The sequence below is a fragment of the Anaerohalosphaeraceae bacterium genome (assembly GCA_035378985.1).
Lineage (GTDB): Bacteria > Planctomycetota > Phycisphaerae > Sedimentisphaerales > Anaerohalosphaeraceae > JAHDQI01.
On sequence record DAOSUR010000012.1, the window covers coordinates 44,252 to 62,224 of the forward strand.

General features: G+C 56.1%; 16 protein-coding genes. 8 read left to right on the plus strand and 8 right to left on the minus strand.

Features of this window, described 5'->3' with window-relative positions:
- Positions 1–26: 26 nt before the first annotated feature.
- Positions 27–824, minus strand: coding sequence for a 4-hydroxy-tetrahydrodipicolinate reductase (gene dapB / locus PKY88_09530; protein ID HOQ05438.1), 798 nt, complete (start codon positions 822–824; stop codon positions 27–29).
- A gap of 144 nt (positions 825–968) precedes the next feature.
- Between dapB and PKY88_09535 the strand changes: the two genes are divergently transcribed.
- Positions 969–1,406, plus strand: coding sequence for a glycine zipper domain-containing protein (locus PKY88_09535; GenBank protein HOQ05439.1), 438 nt, complete (start codon positions 969–971; stop codon positions 1,404–1,406).
- A gap of 305 nt (positions 1,407–1,711) precedes the next feature.
- Here the strand turns inward: PKY88_09535 and mutY are convergent, their stop codons facing one another.
- Genes mutY through PKY88_09570 form a run of 7 tightly spaced genes read right to left on the minus strand, consistent with a single transcriptional unit; the run spans position 1,712 to position 8,688 of the window.
- Positions 1,712–2,815: an A/G-specific adenine glycosylase gene (mutY, locus tag PKY88_09540; GenBank protein ID HOQ05440.1), complete on the minus strand. Its 1,104-nt coding sequence runs from the start codon at positions 2,813–2,815 to the stop codon at positions 1,712–1,714.
- Positions 2,784–3,485 carry an SMC-Scp complex subunit ScpB gene (gene scpB, locus PKY88_09545; protein ID HOQ05441.1) on the minus strand — a complete coding sequence of 234 codons (702 nt, stop codon included), beginning with the start codon at positions 3,483–3,485 and terminating at the stop codon, positions 2,784–2,786. The genes mutY and scpB overlap by 32 nt, the downstream gene beginning before the upstream one ends.
- Positions 3,470–4,582, minus strand: a complete 1,113-nt coding sequence (locus PKY88_09550) for a Nif3-like dinuclear metal center hexameric protein (GenBank protein HOQ05442.1) — start codon at positions 4,580–4,582, stop codon at positions 3,470–3,472. Before PKY88_09550 ends, scpB begins: the two co-directional genes overlap by 16 nt.
- Positions 4,579–5,427 carry an aminotransferase class IV gene (locus PKY88_09555; GenBank protein ID HOQ05443.1) on the minus strand — a complete coding sequence of 283 codons (849 nt, stop codon included), beginning with the start codon at positions 5,425–5,427 and terminating at the stop codon, positions 4,579–4,581. The genes PKY88_09550 and PKY88_09555 overlap by 4 nt, the downstream gene beginning before the upstream one ends.
- A 33-nt stretch (positions 5,428–5,460) precedes the next feature.
- Entirely contained in the window at positions 5,461–6,912 is a 1,452-nt protein-coding gene (gene pabB, locus PKY88_09560; protein HOQ05444.1) for an aminodeoxychorismate synthase component I, read from the minus strand.
- 4 nt (positions 6,913–6,916) lie between these two features.
- Positions 6,917–7,600, minus strand: a complete 684-nt coding sequence (gene deoC / locus PKY88_09565) for a deoxyribose-phosphate aldolase (protein ID HOQ05445.1) — start codon at positions 7,598–7,600, stop codon at positions 6,917–6,919.
- 2 nt (positions 7,601–7,602) lie between these two features.
- On the minus strand, positions 7,603–8,688 hold the full coding sequence (locus PKY88_09570) for an AAA family ATPase (GenBank protein ID HOQ05446.1): 1,086 nt from the start codon (positions 8,686–8,688) through the stop codon (positions 7,603–7,605).
- Between the two features lie 146 nt (positions 8,689–8,834).
- Between PKY88_09570 and rnr the strand changes: the two genes are divergently transcribed.
- The 7 genes from rnr (at position 8,835) to hemW (ending at position 17,973) form a co-directional block, all read left to right on the plus strand.
- On the plus strand, positions 8,835–11,018 hold the full coding sequence (gene rnr / locus PKY88_09575) for a ribonuclease R (GenBank protein ID HOQ05447.1): 2,184 nt from the start codon (positions 8,835–8,837) through the stop codon (positions 11,016–11,018).
- Between the two features lie 89 nt (positions 11,019–11,107).
- Complete coding sequence (locus PKY88_09580) at positions 11,108–13,312, plus strand: DUF4954 family protein (GenBank protein HOQ05448.1); 2,205 nt, start codon at positions 11,108–11,110, stop codon at positions 13,310–13,312.
- 37 nt (positions 13,313–13,349) lie between these two features.
- On the plus strand, positions 13,350–14,366 hold the full coding sequence (locus tag PKY88_09585; GenBank protein ID HOQ05449.1) for a hypothetical protein: 1,017 nt from the start codon (positions 13,350–13,352) through the stop codon (positions 14,364–14,366).
- 153 nt (positions 14,367–14,519) lie between these two features.
- Positions 14,520–14,981, plus strand: a complete 462-nt coding sequence (locus PKY88_09590) for an NYN domain-containing protein (protein ID HOQ05450.1) — start codon at positions 14,520–14,522, stop codon at positions 14,979–14,981.
- Between the two features lie 224 nt (positions 14,982–15,205).
- Positions 15,206–15,928 carry a phosphatidylserine decarboxylase gene (locus tag PKY88_09595; GenBank protein HOQ05451.1) on the plus strand — a complete coding sequence of 241 codons (723 nt, stop codon included), beginning with the start codon at positions 15,206–15,208 and terminating at the stop codon, positions 15,926–15,928.
- The gene (locus PKY88_09600; GenBank protein ID HOQ05452.1) at positions 15,918–16,811 is read left to right on the plus strand and encodes a phosphatidylcholine/phosphatidylserine synthase; all 894 of its coding nucleotides are present in this window, start codon (positions 15,918–15,920) and stop codon (positions 16,809–16,811) included. Before PKY88_09595 ends, PKY88_09600 begins: the two co-directional genes overlap by 11 nt.
- Positions 16,804–17,973, plus strand: coding sequence for a radical SAM family heme chaperone HemW (hemW, locus tag PKY88_09605; GenBank protein ID HOQ05453.1), 1,170 nt, complete (start codon positions 16,804–16,806; stop codon positions 17,971–17,973). The genes PKY88_09600 and hemW overlap by 8 nt, the downstream gene beginning before the upstream one ends.

The window sequence follows — 17,973 nt, forward strand, 5'->3', positions numbered from 1 at the left end:
AAAACCCATCCGCTCTGCAAGACGGCTCATCGAAGTCCCAAAACATCCTGCATCGAATAAAGCCCCGGGGTCTTCCCCAAGAGCCACCGAGCCGCACTCAAAGCCCCTCGCGCAAACGTATCCCGACTATGAGCGGAGTGCGAAAGCGTAACCGTTTCGCCCTGTGTGCTGTAAATCACACTGTGCTGACCGACAATATCACCCGCCCGAATCGCATGCATCCCAATCGTTCCCTTTTGACGCAGGGCCTCTTTGCCCTCACGTCCGTGAACCAATACATCCGGATATTTCCGACCTGTCTGCTCGCAAATGGACTGGGCCAGCGACAGGGCCGAACCGCTGGGGGCGTCTTTCTTATGTCGATGATGTGCCTCGACAATCTCGATATCATAATCTTCCCCCAGACTTTTGGCCACTCGCCCCACCAAGCTGAACAGCAGGTTCATTCCCAAACTCATATTGGTCGCCTGGACAATCGGGATTGCTTGAGCGGCCTTTCGAAGCAGGTCCAAATGTGCATCGGTAAGTCCGGTCGTTCCCATCACCAGAGCCGTTTTGGTCTTCTGGCAAAACGCAATGGTTTCCCCCGCCGCAGCAGGCAGAGAAAAATCAATCAACACATCCGCCTTTTTCTCCAGTCTGCCGGACAAAACCACCCCTGTATTCCCGCATCCGGCCAGCAATCCAGCATCCTTTCCGATATCCGGATGCTCCGGATGGTCCACCGCTCCAACTACTTTCCAGAAGCCGGACTCGAACGCCAAGGCAATCAGACGTTTGCCCATCCGCCCGGCTGCTCCGTGTATAATCAGTGTCGATTCCATTTAAACACCCCTTTTCTTACAGTTAAAATGGCTGAAATGTCGATGATAATAGCCGGAAATCCTTTAAAAAACAAGGAAAGAACTGGTTGGTTTCTTGTCCTGTAGAAAAAAAAGAGAAACAAATAATAATTCAAGGAGAAAAAGATGAGAAAAGCGTTTTTTTTGACAGGATTGGTATTCGCGCTTTCGGCGACCCTCATTCTGACAGTCGGCTGTGAAAGCGACGCCCAGACCGATGCTCTCATCGGCGGGGCTATAGGCGCAGGTGTCGGCCAGGCCATCGGGCGGGATACAGAGGGAACACTCATCGGTGCCGCGGTCGGAGCCGGAGCCGGTTATGTAATCGGTGCGCAATCCGACAAAAAGAAAGCCGAACAGCAGCGTCAGCAGGAAGTCTATTCCCAACCTGTTAACCAGCCGGCTCCAACAGGAAGCACCGAAACCGTCTGGATTACCAACAGCAACGGCTCCAAAACATCTGTGATTCTTCGAAAGGAAGGGGATTCCTGGTACGGTCCTAAAGGCGAACGATACGACACCAAGCCGACGGAAGAGCAGCTGCGGGCGGTATATGGATTTTAAGAACTTTTGCCGAAGGTGGTCATCTCCATCAAAACAAAAAAGGGCGGCTTACGAAGCCGCTCTTTTTCATTCAACAGAAACCCTCATCAGGTTGCCTTTTTTGATGCTGCCTCTTCAGACTTTCCATGGGCTGCGACTGCTTCCTTTTTTTCCTCGGACATCTTGCCCAAATACGCCGGCAATTCCAACCCGTTCAGACTGTCAAGAAAGCCCTTCATAAAATGTCTCCTTGTATTCCCCCGAAAATGCAGCAGAATTCTCCAAAAAAGCAATCCCTTTTCGGGGTACCGATTGGAAATGAGGGGTTAAGACCGCTTTTTGTTTACCCAGGAATGCAGTTTTTGAAAAATTTTGTGATTGGCCGCCGGAAAAGCATATTCCTTTAACCGGCTGGTCCAGACCCATTTGACGGCATCACAGCCGAGCGGCTCGGCTTTTCCGTTTTGATACTCACACAAAAAGGCATGCAGCACAATCTTAAAGTGAGAATACACGTGCCGCACCACGGTCAGACACGGCCCGACGGAAACCGCGATGCCCGTCTCCTCTCGAATCTCGCGAGCCGCCGTCTCCTCGAGCGTCTCGCCCGCTTCTCTTTTGCCGCCGGGAAACTCCCACAATCCCCCCAAAAGCCCTTCGGCCTTTCTTTTGGCAATCAGGACCCGGCTGTTTCGTAAGACAATCCCAACCGCAATTTCATACTCGGGCAGTTTGCCGCTTTTGGGCATTTTCGGAAGAACGGCTTGAAGCCCCTTTTGTTTGGCCAGACAAAACGTCTCCAGCGGACAATTCCGGCAATCCGGCAGGCCGGGTTTGCAGACAACGGCCCCCAGCTCCATCAGCGACTGGTTGAAATCCCCCGGGCGTTGGGGGCAAACCAGCGTTTCGGCCAGCTGCCAAAGTTTCTTTTTGACGGCGGATTGTGTCGGCGCCTGCCGGATGCAGAACAGCCGACACAGGACGCGAATGACATTGCCGTCCACCAGCGGCGCCGGCTGATGGAAGGCGATGCTCGCCACGGCTCCGGCGGTATAACGCCCGACGCCGGGAAGCTTCTGCAGCTCGCAGGCCTTCTCCGGAAACCGCCCGCCGTACTCCCGAACAATGATTTGAGCGGCCTTGTGCAGATGGCGGGCACGGCTGTAATAACCCAGCCCCTCCCACAGTTTTAATACCGAATCCAGTTTGGCCCTCGCCAGCGACTCAACCGTCGGGAAATGCCGCAAAAAGCGTTCATAATAAGGAATGACGGTTTCGATGCGCGTCTGCTGAAGCATCATTTCCGCCAGCCAGACGGCATAAGGGTCTTTTGTCCGCCGCCAGGGCAAATCGCGGTGCCCCTGATCCCACCAGCGCAGCAGGGCCTGTCGAATCTCTTCAGGTCTGGGGGTTTTTGAGTTCTTCGACATTGGGCAGGTCTTTAAGGGAGTTCAGCCCGAAGACTTCCAGGAACTTCTGCGTGGTGCCGTACTGCATCGGCCGGCCCAGAATCTCCGCCCGGCCGACAATCTTCACCAGCCCCTTATACATCAGATTGCGAATAACCTCGCCGCTGGCCACACCGCGAATGGCCTCGATATCCGCCCGGATAATCGGCTGCTTGTAGGCAATAATCGCCAGGGTCTCCAGGGCCGCCGGCGACAGTTTGTTGTCCGCTCGGACCTTCACCAGCTTCGACAGCCACGGATTAAAGACCGGCAGCGTCATCATCTGGTACCCGCCGGCAATCCTTTCGATGCGGAACGAAAAACCGCCCTCTCGGTACTTGCGGTTCAAGTCCCGAACACACTGGTGAATCTGCTTGAGGGTGCCCGCCTCGGCAATCTCCGCCAGCTTGGCAGGCTTGAGCGGTTCATCACTGGCAAACAGCACCGCCTCGATTACGGTTTCGAGCGTGGGAGTCAGCGCGGCTTCCTCCGCCGGCGATGCCTCCATCTCCTGAGGAAAATCCTCCGATTCCGCCTGCGGCGGCTCACTGGACACCGGCTCATCCTCCGACGGCGTCGAAAGGTCAGCGGCCGGCTCCGGCCGGCCTATTGGATTGTCGATTTTATCCTGCTCGTTTAAATCATTTTCCATACAAACGGGTCCTTATCGTTTTTGCTGAGCCGTATTGTGACATCTCGGAGGTGTTTTTTCAATTTCCGAGCCAGGATTTTCAGGGCAAATCGTTCTGAATTGGAATGAGACAGACACAGACAGGTCAGCCCGGCTTCGCTTGCCGCCAGGGCCTGATGATGCTTGAGTTCCCCGGTCAGGTACAAATCGCATCCTTCGTCTATGACGGCACTTAAGATTTTTCCGCAGCTTCCGGCACACACAGCCGCCCTGCGGACAAGACGCTTTTGCGGCCCGACAATGCCGACGGCTTTGGTGCCGGCTGCCCGACGAATTCTTTCGAGGACCTGCTGAACGCTAAGGGGCTTGCGCAGTCTGCCGAAACGGCCCAATCCGAGGCGGTTTTCCACATCATAATGCCGCAACACATCAAATGCCGGCGTTTCATAGGGGTGGGCCCTCCGAAGGGCGGCCACAGCCGCCTGCACCTTGTCGGCGGAAACGACGGTTTCCAGACGGATTTCCTGTACTTCCTCCAGTTTGCCCCTTCGCCCGATGGTCGGGTTGGCGCCTTTAAGGGGCTTGAATGTCCCCGTCCCGACGGTTTGAAACCCGCAATGGGAGTAATGTCCGATGGCGCCGGCTCCGGCTTCGTAAAGGGCCTGAGCAACCTGATTGACGGAGTCCGTCGGCACAAAGGTTACAATCTTGTACTGGGGTCCTTTGGGGTCGGCGACAAAATCTCCGAGGGGTTTTGGGTCCTGAATCTCAAGAATCTCCGCCAGCGCATCATTGACACCGCCCAGCACGGCATCAAACGCCGTATGGATGGAAAAGACACCGATGCCCTCGCGAATCAGGGCATAAACCGGCGCGGTCGGCCCGTCGGCGGTAATCTTTTTCAGCCCGTCCCAGATAATTGGATGATAGGCCAAAATCAGGTCCGCTTTTGCAGCTTTGGCCTCTGCGACAACCGCCATCGTCGTATCAATCGTCAGCAGGATGGTTTTGATGTCCCGCCTGCGGTCACCGAGCAGGAATCCGACATTGTCCCATTCCTGCGCCAGTTTCAGCGGGGCAATTTCCTCCAGCAGCCGTTCTATCTGTTCGATTTTCATAGAGTCGAATCCCGAAGTTTTTCTTCGTATTTCTGCGTCAAGCTCTTGGTCACTGGACCGGGTTTGCCTTCACCGACAGTGTGGCCTTCCACCGCAATCACCGGCAGAATTGTCATAATCACATTCGTCAGAAAGACCTCTTCGGCCGCCAGCAGGTCATTGATGTCCAGCGGACGCTCTTCCGTCGAAATCTTTTCCTGCCGGGCCAGCTCGAGCACTGTTTTTCGGGCGATGCCCGGCAGAACCGGTGTGGAAAGCGGCGGCGTGAGAAGTTTGCCCTGCCGAACCAAAAAAACATTGCTGATGCAGCCCTCGGCCAGCCGGTTTTCCGTTGTAAACCAGAGGGCTTCAGCCGCCAGTTTCTCGTGTGCAACGCGCAGCGCCGCCAGACGCGGCCCGTAGCAGGTCGTTTTGTGCCCTGCAAAGGGGTCTTTGGGATTCTGGCGGTAATCCGTAATCACTACCCGCACGCCTTTTTCGAAATACTCCTTCGGATAAGGGACAAACGCCGTGGCCGTAATCAGCAGGGTTGAGCGGCGGTTTTCTTCGGCCCGCAGGGAGCCGCCGGTCAGCGTCAGACGAATCCGGGCGTCCGTCAGCTGGTTGGCCCGCAGGACCTGTCCAACGGCATCCTGTACCTCCTCCTTCGAATAGGAATTCACAATCGAGAGGGCCTGAGCGGAGTCCGCCAGCCGCTGCCAATGGTCCGAAAAGCGAAACACCCGCCCCCCAACTGCCCGCATCGTTTCAAACAGTCCGATTCCGTACAAAAAGGAGCTGTCATCAATCCCGATTCGGGCCTGGGATGCGGGCACAAGAGAACCATTCAGAAAAACCTGCTCCATACTATCCTCCGGTTATCCGCCTTTTGAACCATACTATAAACGGCCGCCGCTGGGATGAACAGCAAAAACCGCCGGCCTGTGCGGCCGCGAGCATACGGCCTGAACCGCATTCTGCAGGGCCCGGGCTTTCAGCAGCATCTCCTCCCATTCCGCCTGCGGCTGGGAATCGGCGACAATACCCCCGCCGGTCTGGAGGAAAACACACCCGTTTTTCACGACCGTCGTCCGGATGGCCACATTCAGACAGGCATCCCCGTTCAATGCCAGCCAGCCGACGGCGCCGGTATAAACTCCGCGAGCCGTCGGTTCCAGTTCATCAATGATTTCCATCGCACGGATTTTCGGTGCTCCCGTCACCGAACCGCCCGGAAAAACCGCCCGAAGGATTTCCAAAAAGAGCGCCGGGTCATTGCGCCGCGGGAGCAGCCCCTCTATGGCCGCAACGGCCTGATAGACGGTGGCATATTCTTCAATCGTACGGAACTGAGAGACAATCCGGCTGCCGGGCACACAGACCCGCGCCAGGTCATTGCGCTCCAAATCCACAATCATCGCCAGCTCGGCCTGTTCTTTTTCACTTTCCGCCAAATCCCGAAACGCCGTCCGATTCCGTTCCTCCGCATTCGGCCCGCTGACGCGCGGACGGGTTCCTTTCATCGGCCGCGTGCAGATATGCCGGTCGCGAATCTGCAAAAACAATTCGGGCGAGGCGCTGACGACGGCCCAGTCTTCGGCCGCCAGATACGCCGCATACGGGCTGGGGTTCCAGCGGCTGTGCCAGTGAAAAAGGTCGATGGGTCTTCCGTCGAAGGGACTTTCCATCCTTCGGGTCAAATTAACCTGATAAACCTCCCCGTCATAAATGTATCGGCGGATGCGCTCCAGAGCGGCCAGATAGTCCTGACAACTCATTCGGGATGTAAACCGGACGCGCTCGGCATCCGCCGCAAAAGGAATCTCCGGCACATCCTGATGTTCGGCCTCCCGCAGCCAGCCGGACAGTTGGGCAAACTTGTCTTCGGCGGAAATGTTTCCCCCCTCTATCTCCACCGCCGCCAGCCAATATTCCTGCCGGTTATGATGGAAGAGAACGGCCTTATCATAAAAGCCCAGCCAGACGACGGGCATTTGGATATCGTCCTGTGCCTGCCCCGGCAGTTTTTCAAAAAAGCGCCCCAGTTCATAGGCAAAATATCCCATCCAGCCCCCGCAAAAAACCCCTTGAGGCACAGGAACCTCTTCGGCCAATCGGTACGAAGAAAGAGCCCGCTCCAGCCGAGCCGGCAGGTCCGGCTCATTCAGAGCCGCCTGAAAAATCGCAGCGGGCTGAGCACAAAAGATACTGAAATGATGGACCGAGTCATTGCCGCCCCAAACGGCCGGAAATTCTTTGCGGGAAATTGTTTCATAGAGCTGGGAAACAGCTGCCTTTGAAAAGATCGGACGAAGAAAACACCGACACGCTTTGGGATGGAGCGGATGCATAAAACTATTTCGCCGCAGAAGCAAACTCCTGCAGAATCTGCACGGAGGAGGAGGTCCCTAATCGAGCGGCGCCCGCCTCGAGCATTGCCAGGGCCTGCTGGGCTGTTCGGATGCCGCCGGAGGCCTTGATTCTGCATCGCGGGGCCGTCTGAGCCATCAGCCGTACGTGTTCGACCGTCGCCCCGCCGGCCTTGTGCATGCCGGTGCTGGTCTTGAGAAAATCAACCCCAATCTCCTGACCGATTCGGCAGGCAAAGACAATCTGCTCGTCCGTCAGCGCCGCCGACTCGATAATCACCTTCAGCACCACCGGCGGGTTCATCTGCCGACAGACCTTCCAGACCGATTCAATATCTCGCCGGAGCATCTTGTCGTCTTTTTCCACAATAGCAGCCAAATCCGCCACCATATCCAGCTCGTCCGCACCGTTCATAACGGCCTCCTGGGCCTCGAGGGCCTTCAGCCGCGGACTGGATGTGCCCAGCGGAAAACCGACCACCGCCGCCGTACGGACTCCGCTGCCCCTCAGCAGGTCCGCCGCCAGAGACACCCATTTGCCGGTTACGCACACCGCCGCAAACCGATGCTCGATCGCCTCCTGACAGAGCCGGCGAATATCCGCCTGAACCGCTGTAGGGCTCAGCAGGGTATGGTCCATCAGCGCCGCCAGTTCCTGATGCGTTTTCACAATCAAATCCGCCCTCCGTATTCTTTGCGGAAAAAGTCCAGGGCCTCCTGAGCCGATGAAAAAACCCGGCTGGCCGTCTGGGTCACAAATACCGACGGGGCCTTCTTGGGTATCCAGATTACATAGACCTGCTTGGCCGTTTCGTGAGCGTGCTGAAGCTCGCGCTCCACGCCGCTGGACAAGGCCGGCATCCCATCCGGCAGGGCCGGCACAAAACTGATAATCATTTCCGACTGGTCAATCAGCATAAAATCCCGCGCATAAATCTGGCTGTTGATGTCGGTTTCAATCTGAAGGACCTCCTCCACATCAAAATGGACCGTCTGGCCGAGGGCTTTCACCTCGATGGTTTTCTGGCCTTCCTGCTTGGCTTTTTTCGCATAATACGGCAGGTACGCTTCCTCCAAATCGCCCGGGTCAAAGCAGGTAAAAATCTCCTTCATCGTATCACGAAACCGGTCAATCTCGGCAATCACATCCGGCAGTCCCGCCACGTGGGTCATCGGAAAGCTCAGATAAGCCCGCGGCCGCTGGGGTTCAAACGCCAGACGATAAAAGGTCTCCACCGTATTCTTGTGCAGCCCGCGTGCCAGACAGTAAAACGGCGCCTCCGGTCGCGTTCCCTGCTGCATCATCTGGGTCCCCAGAATCTCCTCCTCGCGCCAGACCAGCAGGTCTTTAAGGGTATGCTGACTGCGGTGGTCTTTCTTGAGCCGCACGTGAAGCCGCTCGGCGCTGTCGATAATACAGATAAACAAATCCGGCTTCAGAGCCCGTGTCTGGTAAAAATCAAACGCCGGAAACAGCCCATGCCGCCAGCGGAAGGTTGCATGCGTATTGACAACCACATGCTCGTGGGTGCGGGCCTGGGCCAGAATGTCCTTAAACACACTGCGGCGAAGCGAATGCAGCCGCTCCCGGGAGATGTCCAGAATCCGTCCCGGCGGCACATCCGGCGCCTCGGCATACATCCGATCCCCCACATTGCACAACAGAATATCCTTGCCCTGCCGACGGGCATAGTCGCAAACCTCCTCCAGGTATTCCTTTTTATCCAATCCGACCATGCCGGATACCACTATTTTCATCGCAATCTCCTGCGTTTTATCTCGTTGTTCGCCAAGTCAAAAGAGAAGACCATTGTAGCCCTGCAAAGGAAAAATGCAAGAAAATGCCCTTCTTGTTCCGATAAAAGATAGCCAAACAGCCGAGTTTCGGATACAATGCGAGGGCGATGGAACATTATAAATTACAAATACTTAACACCCTGACACGACGGGATTATGAGCCGATGACGGCTTCGCAGCTGGCCGGCTGGCTGGGAGTCGGCAGGGAAGAGGCGGCCACCTTCCAGAAGGCCGTAGAGGACCTTCGCCGAAACGGACAAATTGTCACTGATTCGCGAAAAAACCTGGTGCTGCCCCCGCTGTCCGATACCGTCATCGGAACGTTTCGCGCCAACCCGAGGGGCTTTGGCTTTTTGGTTCCGATAACCCCCAATGCCCACGGCGACCTATTCATCGCTCCCGACGACATCAATGGGGCGATGAACGGCGATATCGTTCAGGCAAAGGTCATTCGGCGCGGCAAACGAGACGGCCAGTGGCGGTACGGCGGGCAAATTATCCAGATTATCGAACGAAGCAGCGACCGCTTTGTCGGCACCCTGCAGCGGCGGCAAAACCTCTGGTTCATCCAGCCGGAAGGCAAGGGCTTCTTCGGCTCCATTGTTCTTGACGACGTCTCCGCCAGCGGAGCCCGCGAGAACGACAAAGTCGTGGTGGAAATCACGCGCTATCCGCAGAACAATCAGCCGGCCCGCGGGGCGGTCATTCGAATTCTCGGCAGGGCTGGACGCTACGATACCGAAATCCGCGCCGTGATGGAACGGTTTTCCCTGCCGGAGGATTTCGATGAAGACTGCCGGCAGCAGGCCCGCCAGGCCGTCGAACAGTTCAATCCCGACGAAATCGGCAACCGGGCGGACCTGACCGAAGAAACCATCATCACCATCGACCCGCCGGATGCCAAAGACTTTGACGACGCCATCAGTCTGAGGAAAGACCGCGACGGCAACTGGCGTCTGGGCGTCCATATTGCCGATGTAAGCACCTTTGTCCCGATGCAGACCCCGCTGGACAAGGAGGCCCGCCGGCGCGGCAACAGCGTTTATCTGCCCGGCAAGGTCATCCCGATGCTGCCGGAGGTGCTCAGCAACGGCATCTGCTCGCTGCAGCCCGGCCAGCGGCGCTTCACCAAAAGCGTGTACATCACCTACAGCCCCGACGGCAAGGTCCTTCAGACGGAATTTGACAACACGGTGATTTGCTCTACGGCCCGTCTGACCTATGAAGAGGCCGACCGGATTCTGCGGGGAAAGGCCCGGGGCTTTCCGGGAGAAGTGGTCGCGCTGCTGAAAGATATGGAAACGCTGGCCCGAGCCATCGAGGCCCGGCGCCGCAAAGCCGGAATGATTCATCTGGACCTGCCGGAGACGGAGCTGGTTTATGATGAATCCGGGCAGGTCATCGACGCACATCCGGCGGACGACAGTTATCCGCACACCATCATCGAAATGTTTATGGTCGAGGCCAACGAGGCGGTCGCCGGTCTGCTGGATCGATTCCGGGTCCCTTTCCTTCGGCGAATTCACCCGGCGCCGGACGCCCAAAGCGCCAAAAACCTCGGACGTTTTATCAAGCTGTTCCGAATGAAGGTCCCCCGCGTCCTCGACCGTCGGGCCATTCAGGACCTGCTGGATTCCGTGAAAGACACGCCTCTTTCCTACGCCATCAACACGTATGTCCTCCGCAGTCTGCCCCGAGCGGAATACTCGCCCCTGCATATCGGGCACTATGCATTAGCCAGCACACACTACTGCCACTTCACCAGTCCCATCCGCCGCTACGCCGACCTGCTGGTTCATCGGCTTATCGACTGCTATATCCGCGGCACCCTGAACAAAATCGGGCTGGAAGAAGTCCTGCCCGAGCTGGAACTGCGGGAAATCGGCCGACACCTGACCTGGACAGAAGAACAGGCCGACCAGGCCGAAGAAGAGCTTAAAACCGTTCTGATTCTTCAAATGCTCACCAGACGCGTCGGCGACGAAATGGACACCGTTGTCTCCGGGCTGACCAATTTCGGCGTCTTTGTCCAGTGTCTGAAATTCGGCATCGAAGGGCTTATCGAACCCGGCGACCTGGGGCTGGACGAATGGAGATACGACCCGCGGGCCCAGGCCGTTGTCGGCAAATGGTCCGGACACAGCATTCACCTCGGCCAGCCGATGAAAGTGCGAATCGTGTCCGTAAATGTGCCGGCCCGTCAGCTTTTCGTCGCACCGGCGGAACCGCTTGTCCAGAATCGGCACAACGGACGCAGCCGCTCCGCCAAAGGCCGCGGCAGAAAAAGGTAAAATCCTGCACAGAATTCTTGCCCGGCTGTGCAGCATCTGTATATAATGCACCTTTAAAAAATTTCGAATGGTCTTGGAGGGTCATCCGGATGGAACATGTGGTTCTGCTGCCGGCCGGTCAGCTCGGAAAGAATTTTATTCCTTCCCCCTATCTGCCGGACGGCAAAGACGAATTTTACCTTCGCAACAGTCAAATCCCTCAGCCCCATCCGGCCTGGCGTCATCTGCGGGCGGATGAACTGGAGCAGCTGGTCAAGAACGGCAACACGGCCGACAACTGGGATGATGTGCTGGTTACCGACGAGTTTGAGCCGGCACAAATCAAAAACAGCTCCTTTTTCGGACTAGTGCGGCTGGGACGAATGCGCAGCCAAATCCTCGAGCATCATGATATGCAGGTGCCGGTCGGCATCACCAACAGCCGGATTGTCTCCTGCGACATCGGCGATGATACCGCCATCCACAATGTCAGTTATCTGGCCCACTACATCATCGGGAACCGGTGCATTCTGCTGAACATTCACGAGATGCACACAACCAACTACGCCAAATTCGGCAACGGCATCGTCAAAGACGGTGAACCCGAATCCGTCCGCATCTGGCTGGACCTGATGAACGAAGCCGGCGGCCGGCGCGTAATCCCCTTCGACGAGATGATTACCGCCGACGCTTATCTGTGGGCGAAATATCGAGAGGACAGGCTGCTTCTGGAGCGGCTGAAGGAAATGACCCAGAAGCAGTTTGACAGCCGACGCGGCTACTACGGCACGGTCGGCGATCAGTGCGTCATCAAAAACTGTCAGATTCTCAAAGACGTCAAAATCGGCGCCCACTGTTATATTAAAGGGGCCAACAAACTCAAAAATCTGACCATCAATTCCTCCCCCGAAGAACCCAGCCAAATCGGCGAAGGGGTCGAACTGGTCAACGGCATCATCGGCTACGGCTGCCACATTTTCTACGGCTGCAAGGCCGTGCGTTTTATCCTCGGCAACAACTCCAATCTGAAATACGGCGCCCGACTGATTCATTCGTTCCTCGGCGACAACTCCACGATTTCCTGCTGCGAGGTGCTCAACAACCTGATTTTCCCTGCCCATGAACAGCACCACAACAACTCGTTTCTGATCGCCTCCGTCGTGCTGGGGCAAAGCAATATGGCCGCCGGGGCTACCGTCGGCTCCAACCACAACAGCCGAGCCAACGACAATGAAGTCCAGGCCGGACGCGGATTCTGGCCGGGCCTGTGTACCAGCATCAAACACTCTTCCCGGTTTGCCTCCTTTGTGCTGCTGTCCAAAGGAGATTATCCGGCCGAGCTGGATATTCCGCTTCCGTTTTCGCTGCTGAACAACAACGTTCCCTTAGATCGGCTGGAGGTCATGCCCGCCTTCTGGTGGCTGTTTAATATGTACGCGCTGGCCCGCAATACCTGGAAGTTTCTGACGCGCGACAAACGCATCCGCAAAACGCAGCATATTGAGTTTGACAGTCTGGCCCCGGATACCGCCGAGGAAATCTTCCATGCGATGCGGCTTCTGGAGGAGTGGACCGCCAAGGCCTATCTCCGCAGACAGGGGCAATCTCCCGACAGCCGCTCCGCCGACGACCTGGCCGCCCTCGGACGCACGCTGCTTTGCAGCGGCGAAAAGGGGGTCGCCGACCTGGAAGTGCTCGGCGAAAAAATGGAAAAATCCTCCCGAAAGGCCGTTATTCTCAAACCGATTGAAGGGTACCAAGCCTATCGGCAGATGCTTTTGTATTATGCAGTCAAGAATCTGCTCAGCTGGATGCAGGCCAACCCGCAGGCGCATTTTGAAGACCTGAAAACCGCCCTGCAGGGGCCGCGATGCCGGCACTGGGTCAATCTGGGCGGCCAGCTGATGCCTGCCGAAGATGTGGACCGGCTGCGGGCCGACATCCGCGACGGAAAACTGCAAACCTGGCAGCAGATTCATGAACGTTATGACCAGCTCTGGCAGCGGTATCCGGCCGACAAACAAAAGCACGCCTGGGCGACCCTGTGCTCGCTGTACGAGACTCAGACGCTGACTGTTGAGCAGTGGAAGGAGGCCCTTCGACAGACTGTCCAAATCCAGCATCTGATTTGCCGGCGGGTTTATGAATCCCGCAAAAAAGACTACGACAACCCCTTCCGGCAGGCCACCTACCGGAACAGCGAGGAAATGCTCGCCGTCATCGGGCCGCTGGAGGAAAACGATTTTGTCAAGCGAGTCCGTCAGGAAACCGAACAATTCGAGGCCGCTGCCCAGGCCGTTCTCCAACGAGGGTAATTCGAATCAACATCTATATTATTAAGGAGAAATCCCGATGAATCTGCAGGAAGAACGATATGCAAAATTCGCCTTGGTCCGTGAGATGATGGATGTCGTGGGAGTCGTGCGAAAATTTAACCTCCAGCAAACCAAAGAGGTCGCCCAAACCATCCGTTCTGCAGGTCGGCTGCTGCTGACCGGCGAGGGGTCCAGCCGAATCTTCCCCGCCAAAAACGCCATCCGAAAAGCCCTGCGATGGGGGATGGATTTGGCCGTCTTCACAGAGGGCTCCCGGCAGGCGGCCGAGTACAACCTGTCGCGGTTTGCCGTCTTCTGCGCCTCCAACTCCGGACGCACCAAAGAAGTGGTGCTGCTGGCCAAAAAACTCAAAGAAATGGGCAACCCCAACCGCTTCGGTCTGTCGGCCAACGCCGGAACGCTGCTCGAAGAGGCCTGTGCAAAAACTTTTGTCCTCACCTGCGGCTGGGAACAGGCCGTCGCCGCCACCAAAAGCGTGATTGAGCAGGCCCTCTTTTATGAATCGCTCCTGCGGCATATCGCCGGCAACCTGGCCGACGTCAACTGCAGCAGGCTGGCGGACCAGATTCAGACCGCTCTGACCCTCAAAATCGACCCATCGATTATCCAGACAGCCGTCGGGGCACCCACCATCTACTTCGCCGGATACAACGACGGCGTGGCTGAGGAGCTGACCCTGAAGACCAACGAAATCACCCGCAATAAATCCGACTATCTGGAGGGCACGTATGCCGTGCACGGCATCGAGGAAGTGATGGACCCCAAGGACATTGTTTTTGTGGTGGACCCCATCGAGGCCGAAATCGAAAAGTTTCAGGAGGTCCTTGTCAAGGGTGTGGGGCTCAAGGTGGTTGCCATCGCCAACCGCAAGACCCCCTTCCCGACGATTCAGGTCCCGGACGCCGGCGAACTGACTCCCTATGTGTATCTGGCTGCCGGATGGAATCTGCTGGTCGAAATCGGCCTAGCCCTCGGCATCAACCTCGACAAACCCACCCGCGCCCGAAAGGTCGGCAACGAACTGATTGTCTGAAAAGCGCGCAGATGGAAAACAAGAACGGCGAAGCATTTCCGCTTCGCCGTTTTCATAAACCCAGTACCCATTTTTCAAGTCGGAGACCCAATCATAGAACTGCAAACTGATTCATCAGGACCCTCAAAGAAAAAACCGATTCGATACACCTTTATTGACAGTCAAAATGTACACTTGGCAATCAAAGAGCAAGGCTGGCAGCTGGACTTTGGACGTTTTCGAAAATATCTGGCCGATAAATATCATGTGAGCAAAGCATTCTTATTTATTGGATATCTGGAAAAAAACCAGCCGCTCTATGAAAACCTTAGAAGGCAAGGATACGATTTGATCCTCAAACATGCCATATTATTGAAAAACGGCAAAACAAAAGGGAATGTAGATGCAGAGCTTGTTCTTCAGGCCCTGATTGAATTTCCAAACTATGATGAGGCAGTGATTGCCTCAGGTGATGGAGACTTTTACTGTCTGATTCAATACTTAAAAAACAAAGGAAAACTGGCAAAACTGCTGATTCCGAATCAGAAAAAATTTTCTTCCCTGCTGCGTGAGTTCATTCGCTCTAACGACGTGGCTTTTATGAACAACCTTCGAGGAAAGCTGGAGTACCGATAAAAAAGAGAGGCATCGCCGCGGGACAAACACCTATTGGTTCCCCTTTGGATAGCCTCTCATCATAATCCATATTAATTATACATTTTTTTCTTCGACCGGTTCAAGGAAAAACTTAAAGGAATTGATTACTGGACATATTGCATCCATAGACATTCAAACACACCTTAACTTATCCTGAAAGCAAAACTTGCTTTTTAACAGGGCATCTTTTATCCTGATTATCTATGCGAATTCCGATAACCAAATATGGTCTGCCGCAGGCGGCGGCTTATCCGGCCGTCCTGCTTGTTTTGATGCTCGTGTATGCCCTGTTCTTTCAGCAGGTGCTTCCGGAATCCCTGCACAGCGGAGCTGGTTTCTGGCTGGCGGGCGTCCTGCCGCAAGCGATTCTGCTGGTCGTGCTGGGATGGGCCGTTTCCTTTTTCCGCGACCCGAAGCGGATAATTCCAGATGACCCGGCTCTGCTTCTTGCCCCCGCTGACGGTACTATCAGCGACATTGAACAGGTACACGAACCGGCGCTGGGCCCTGACCCGGCCGTCCGCATCGGCATCTTTTTGAGCATCTTCAATGTCCACATCAACCGGATGCCCTGTGCCGTCCGTGTCAAGTCCGTCACCTACAAGCCCGGCAAATTCCTCAATGCCCTCGAAGGCGTTCAGGCCGGAAAAGTCAACGAATCCAACAACCTCCTGCTGGAGCGAATCCAGCCGCCCTCTGAACCGCTTCTGCTGCGTCAGATTTCGGGGGCCATTGCCCGCCGAATCGTTTGCGAGGCGGCCGAAAATCAAACCTTTACGGCCGGACAGCCCTTTGGTATGATTAAGTTCGGCTCCAGAACGGAACTGTATATACCGGCGGGGCCTAACCTGAAGATTTTGGTCAAAGTCGGCGAAAAGGTCAAAGCGGGCGAAACGCCCTTGGCCCGATACGAAAATGAGTCATAAACACAGAAAACGCCGTTTCTTCTTTCCGTCCAAACCCAGACGGCTTCAAACCGTTACCATTCTGCCCTCGCTGGTAACCCTCATCAACGGCATCTGCGGGTTTGCCGCCATCGGACTGGCCGCTCACGGACCGGACAAATTTGCCCTGGCCGGCTATATGATTTTCATCGCAATGATTGCCGACATGCTCGACGGACGCATCGCCCGAATGAGCCAGACGACCTCCAGTTTCGGCGGGCAGCTGGACAGTCTGTGCGATATGCTCAGTTTCGGGGCGGCTCCGGCGGTTCTGGCCTTTCGCGTGCTGATTCAGAACTTCCCGGACCTGTTCGGGGAAGAAACGTTCTTTCTGTCTGACTTTTTCCGTCGGTTTCTTTGGCTGGCGGGGGCTTCCTATATGTGCTGTGCCGCCGTCCGTCTGGCCCGATTTAATGTAGAAAATGTTGAAGACGAAAGCGCACATCGGGTTTTCCAGGGGCTTCCGACACCCGCCGCCGCGGGCATTCTGGCCGGACTGATTGTCCTGATTGAACATATGAAGGCCGACCCTATGGCCCGCGGACCCCTGTTCGCTCTGCTTCTGAAAACCATCCTGTATTGTCTTCCGCTGATTGCCATCGGCGCCGGCGCCCTGATGGTCAGCCGCATCGAGTATCCGCATCTGGTCAACCAGTACCTTCGCGGCAAAAAACCCATCATCCACCTGTTCTGGGTCGCCGTCATTCTGGCTCTGATATGGCAAACGGGGCTGCAGGTCGCTCTGGTTGTCTGTTTCGGCGGCTATGCCCTCACCGGCCTGTGGCGAAGAATCTGGCAGCATTCTCACCGGGCGATTGCCGCTCCGGCGGAAACGCCCTCTCCGGCTGCCCCGGACCATGTCTGAAAAAAGATTCCAGCCGATCACTTCCCCGACTCCTGACAACACGCTGTCCGTCTATATTCACGTGCCCTTTTGTGCCCGCAAATGCCGCTACTGCTCCTTTTATTCCATTCCCTACAATCCGGATGCGGCGGATGCCTGGAGTCGGGCCGTCCTCCGAGAGCTGGACCTGTACACCCTTCAGCCGCCCATCCAGACCCTGTACGTCGGCGGCGGCTCTCCTTCCGTTCTGTCCGTCAGCCAAATGGACTTTTTGCTTCGCCGGCTTCTCGAACAGACAGGCCGCCCGACCGAAGAGTTTACGGTTGAAATCAATCCGGCCCAGACCGATGCAGCGATTTTTACGGTGCTGAAAACATACGGCGTCAACCGCCTCTCCATCGGGGCGCAATCCTTTCATCCGGAGGAGCTGTCGTTCCTCGGGCGGCTTCACCAGCCGGAGGATATCTTCAATACCGTCAAAACAGCCCGACAATGCGGCTTTGAAAATATCGGGCTGGATTTGATTTTTGCCGTTCCCGGTTCTTCCTTAAAATCCTGGAAGCAGTCTGTCCGCAAGGCCATCGCCCTCGACATCTCTCATCTGTCGGCCTACAGTCTGACCTATGAATCCGACACCCCGCTTTTTGAGGCCCTTCAAGACGAAAAAATCATTCCTGTCGATGAAGACACCGACCGACAGATGTATGAGGCCGCCATCGACATCCTCGAATCAGCGGGCCTGGAGCCGTACGAAATCTCCAACTTCGCCCGTCCCGGCTTTGCCTGCCGACACAATCTTCGCTATTGGGACAATCGCCCCTGGCTGGGACTGGGGCCTTCCGCCGCCTCCTGGTTCCGGGGACAGCGCACCCGCAATACCGCCGACCTGGAGCGATATATCGAATCCATCCGGAAGAACCAATGGGCCTTTGACGAGGTCCAGGTTCCCTCTGCTCTGGAAATTGCCTGCGAGACGGCTGTCCTGAATCTGCGGAAATCCGCCGGGATCAATCGACAACAGTTCATCTCTCAAACCGGTTTTGACCCGATGGAATTATTTGCCGAACCCATTCGGCACTATACGGCTCTGGGTTTGCTGGAATATACAGCGGAATGCGTTCGACTGACACGTCCTGCCTGGGCCGTTGCCGATTCAATCCTCTGCGATTTTTCTGACATTTGA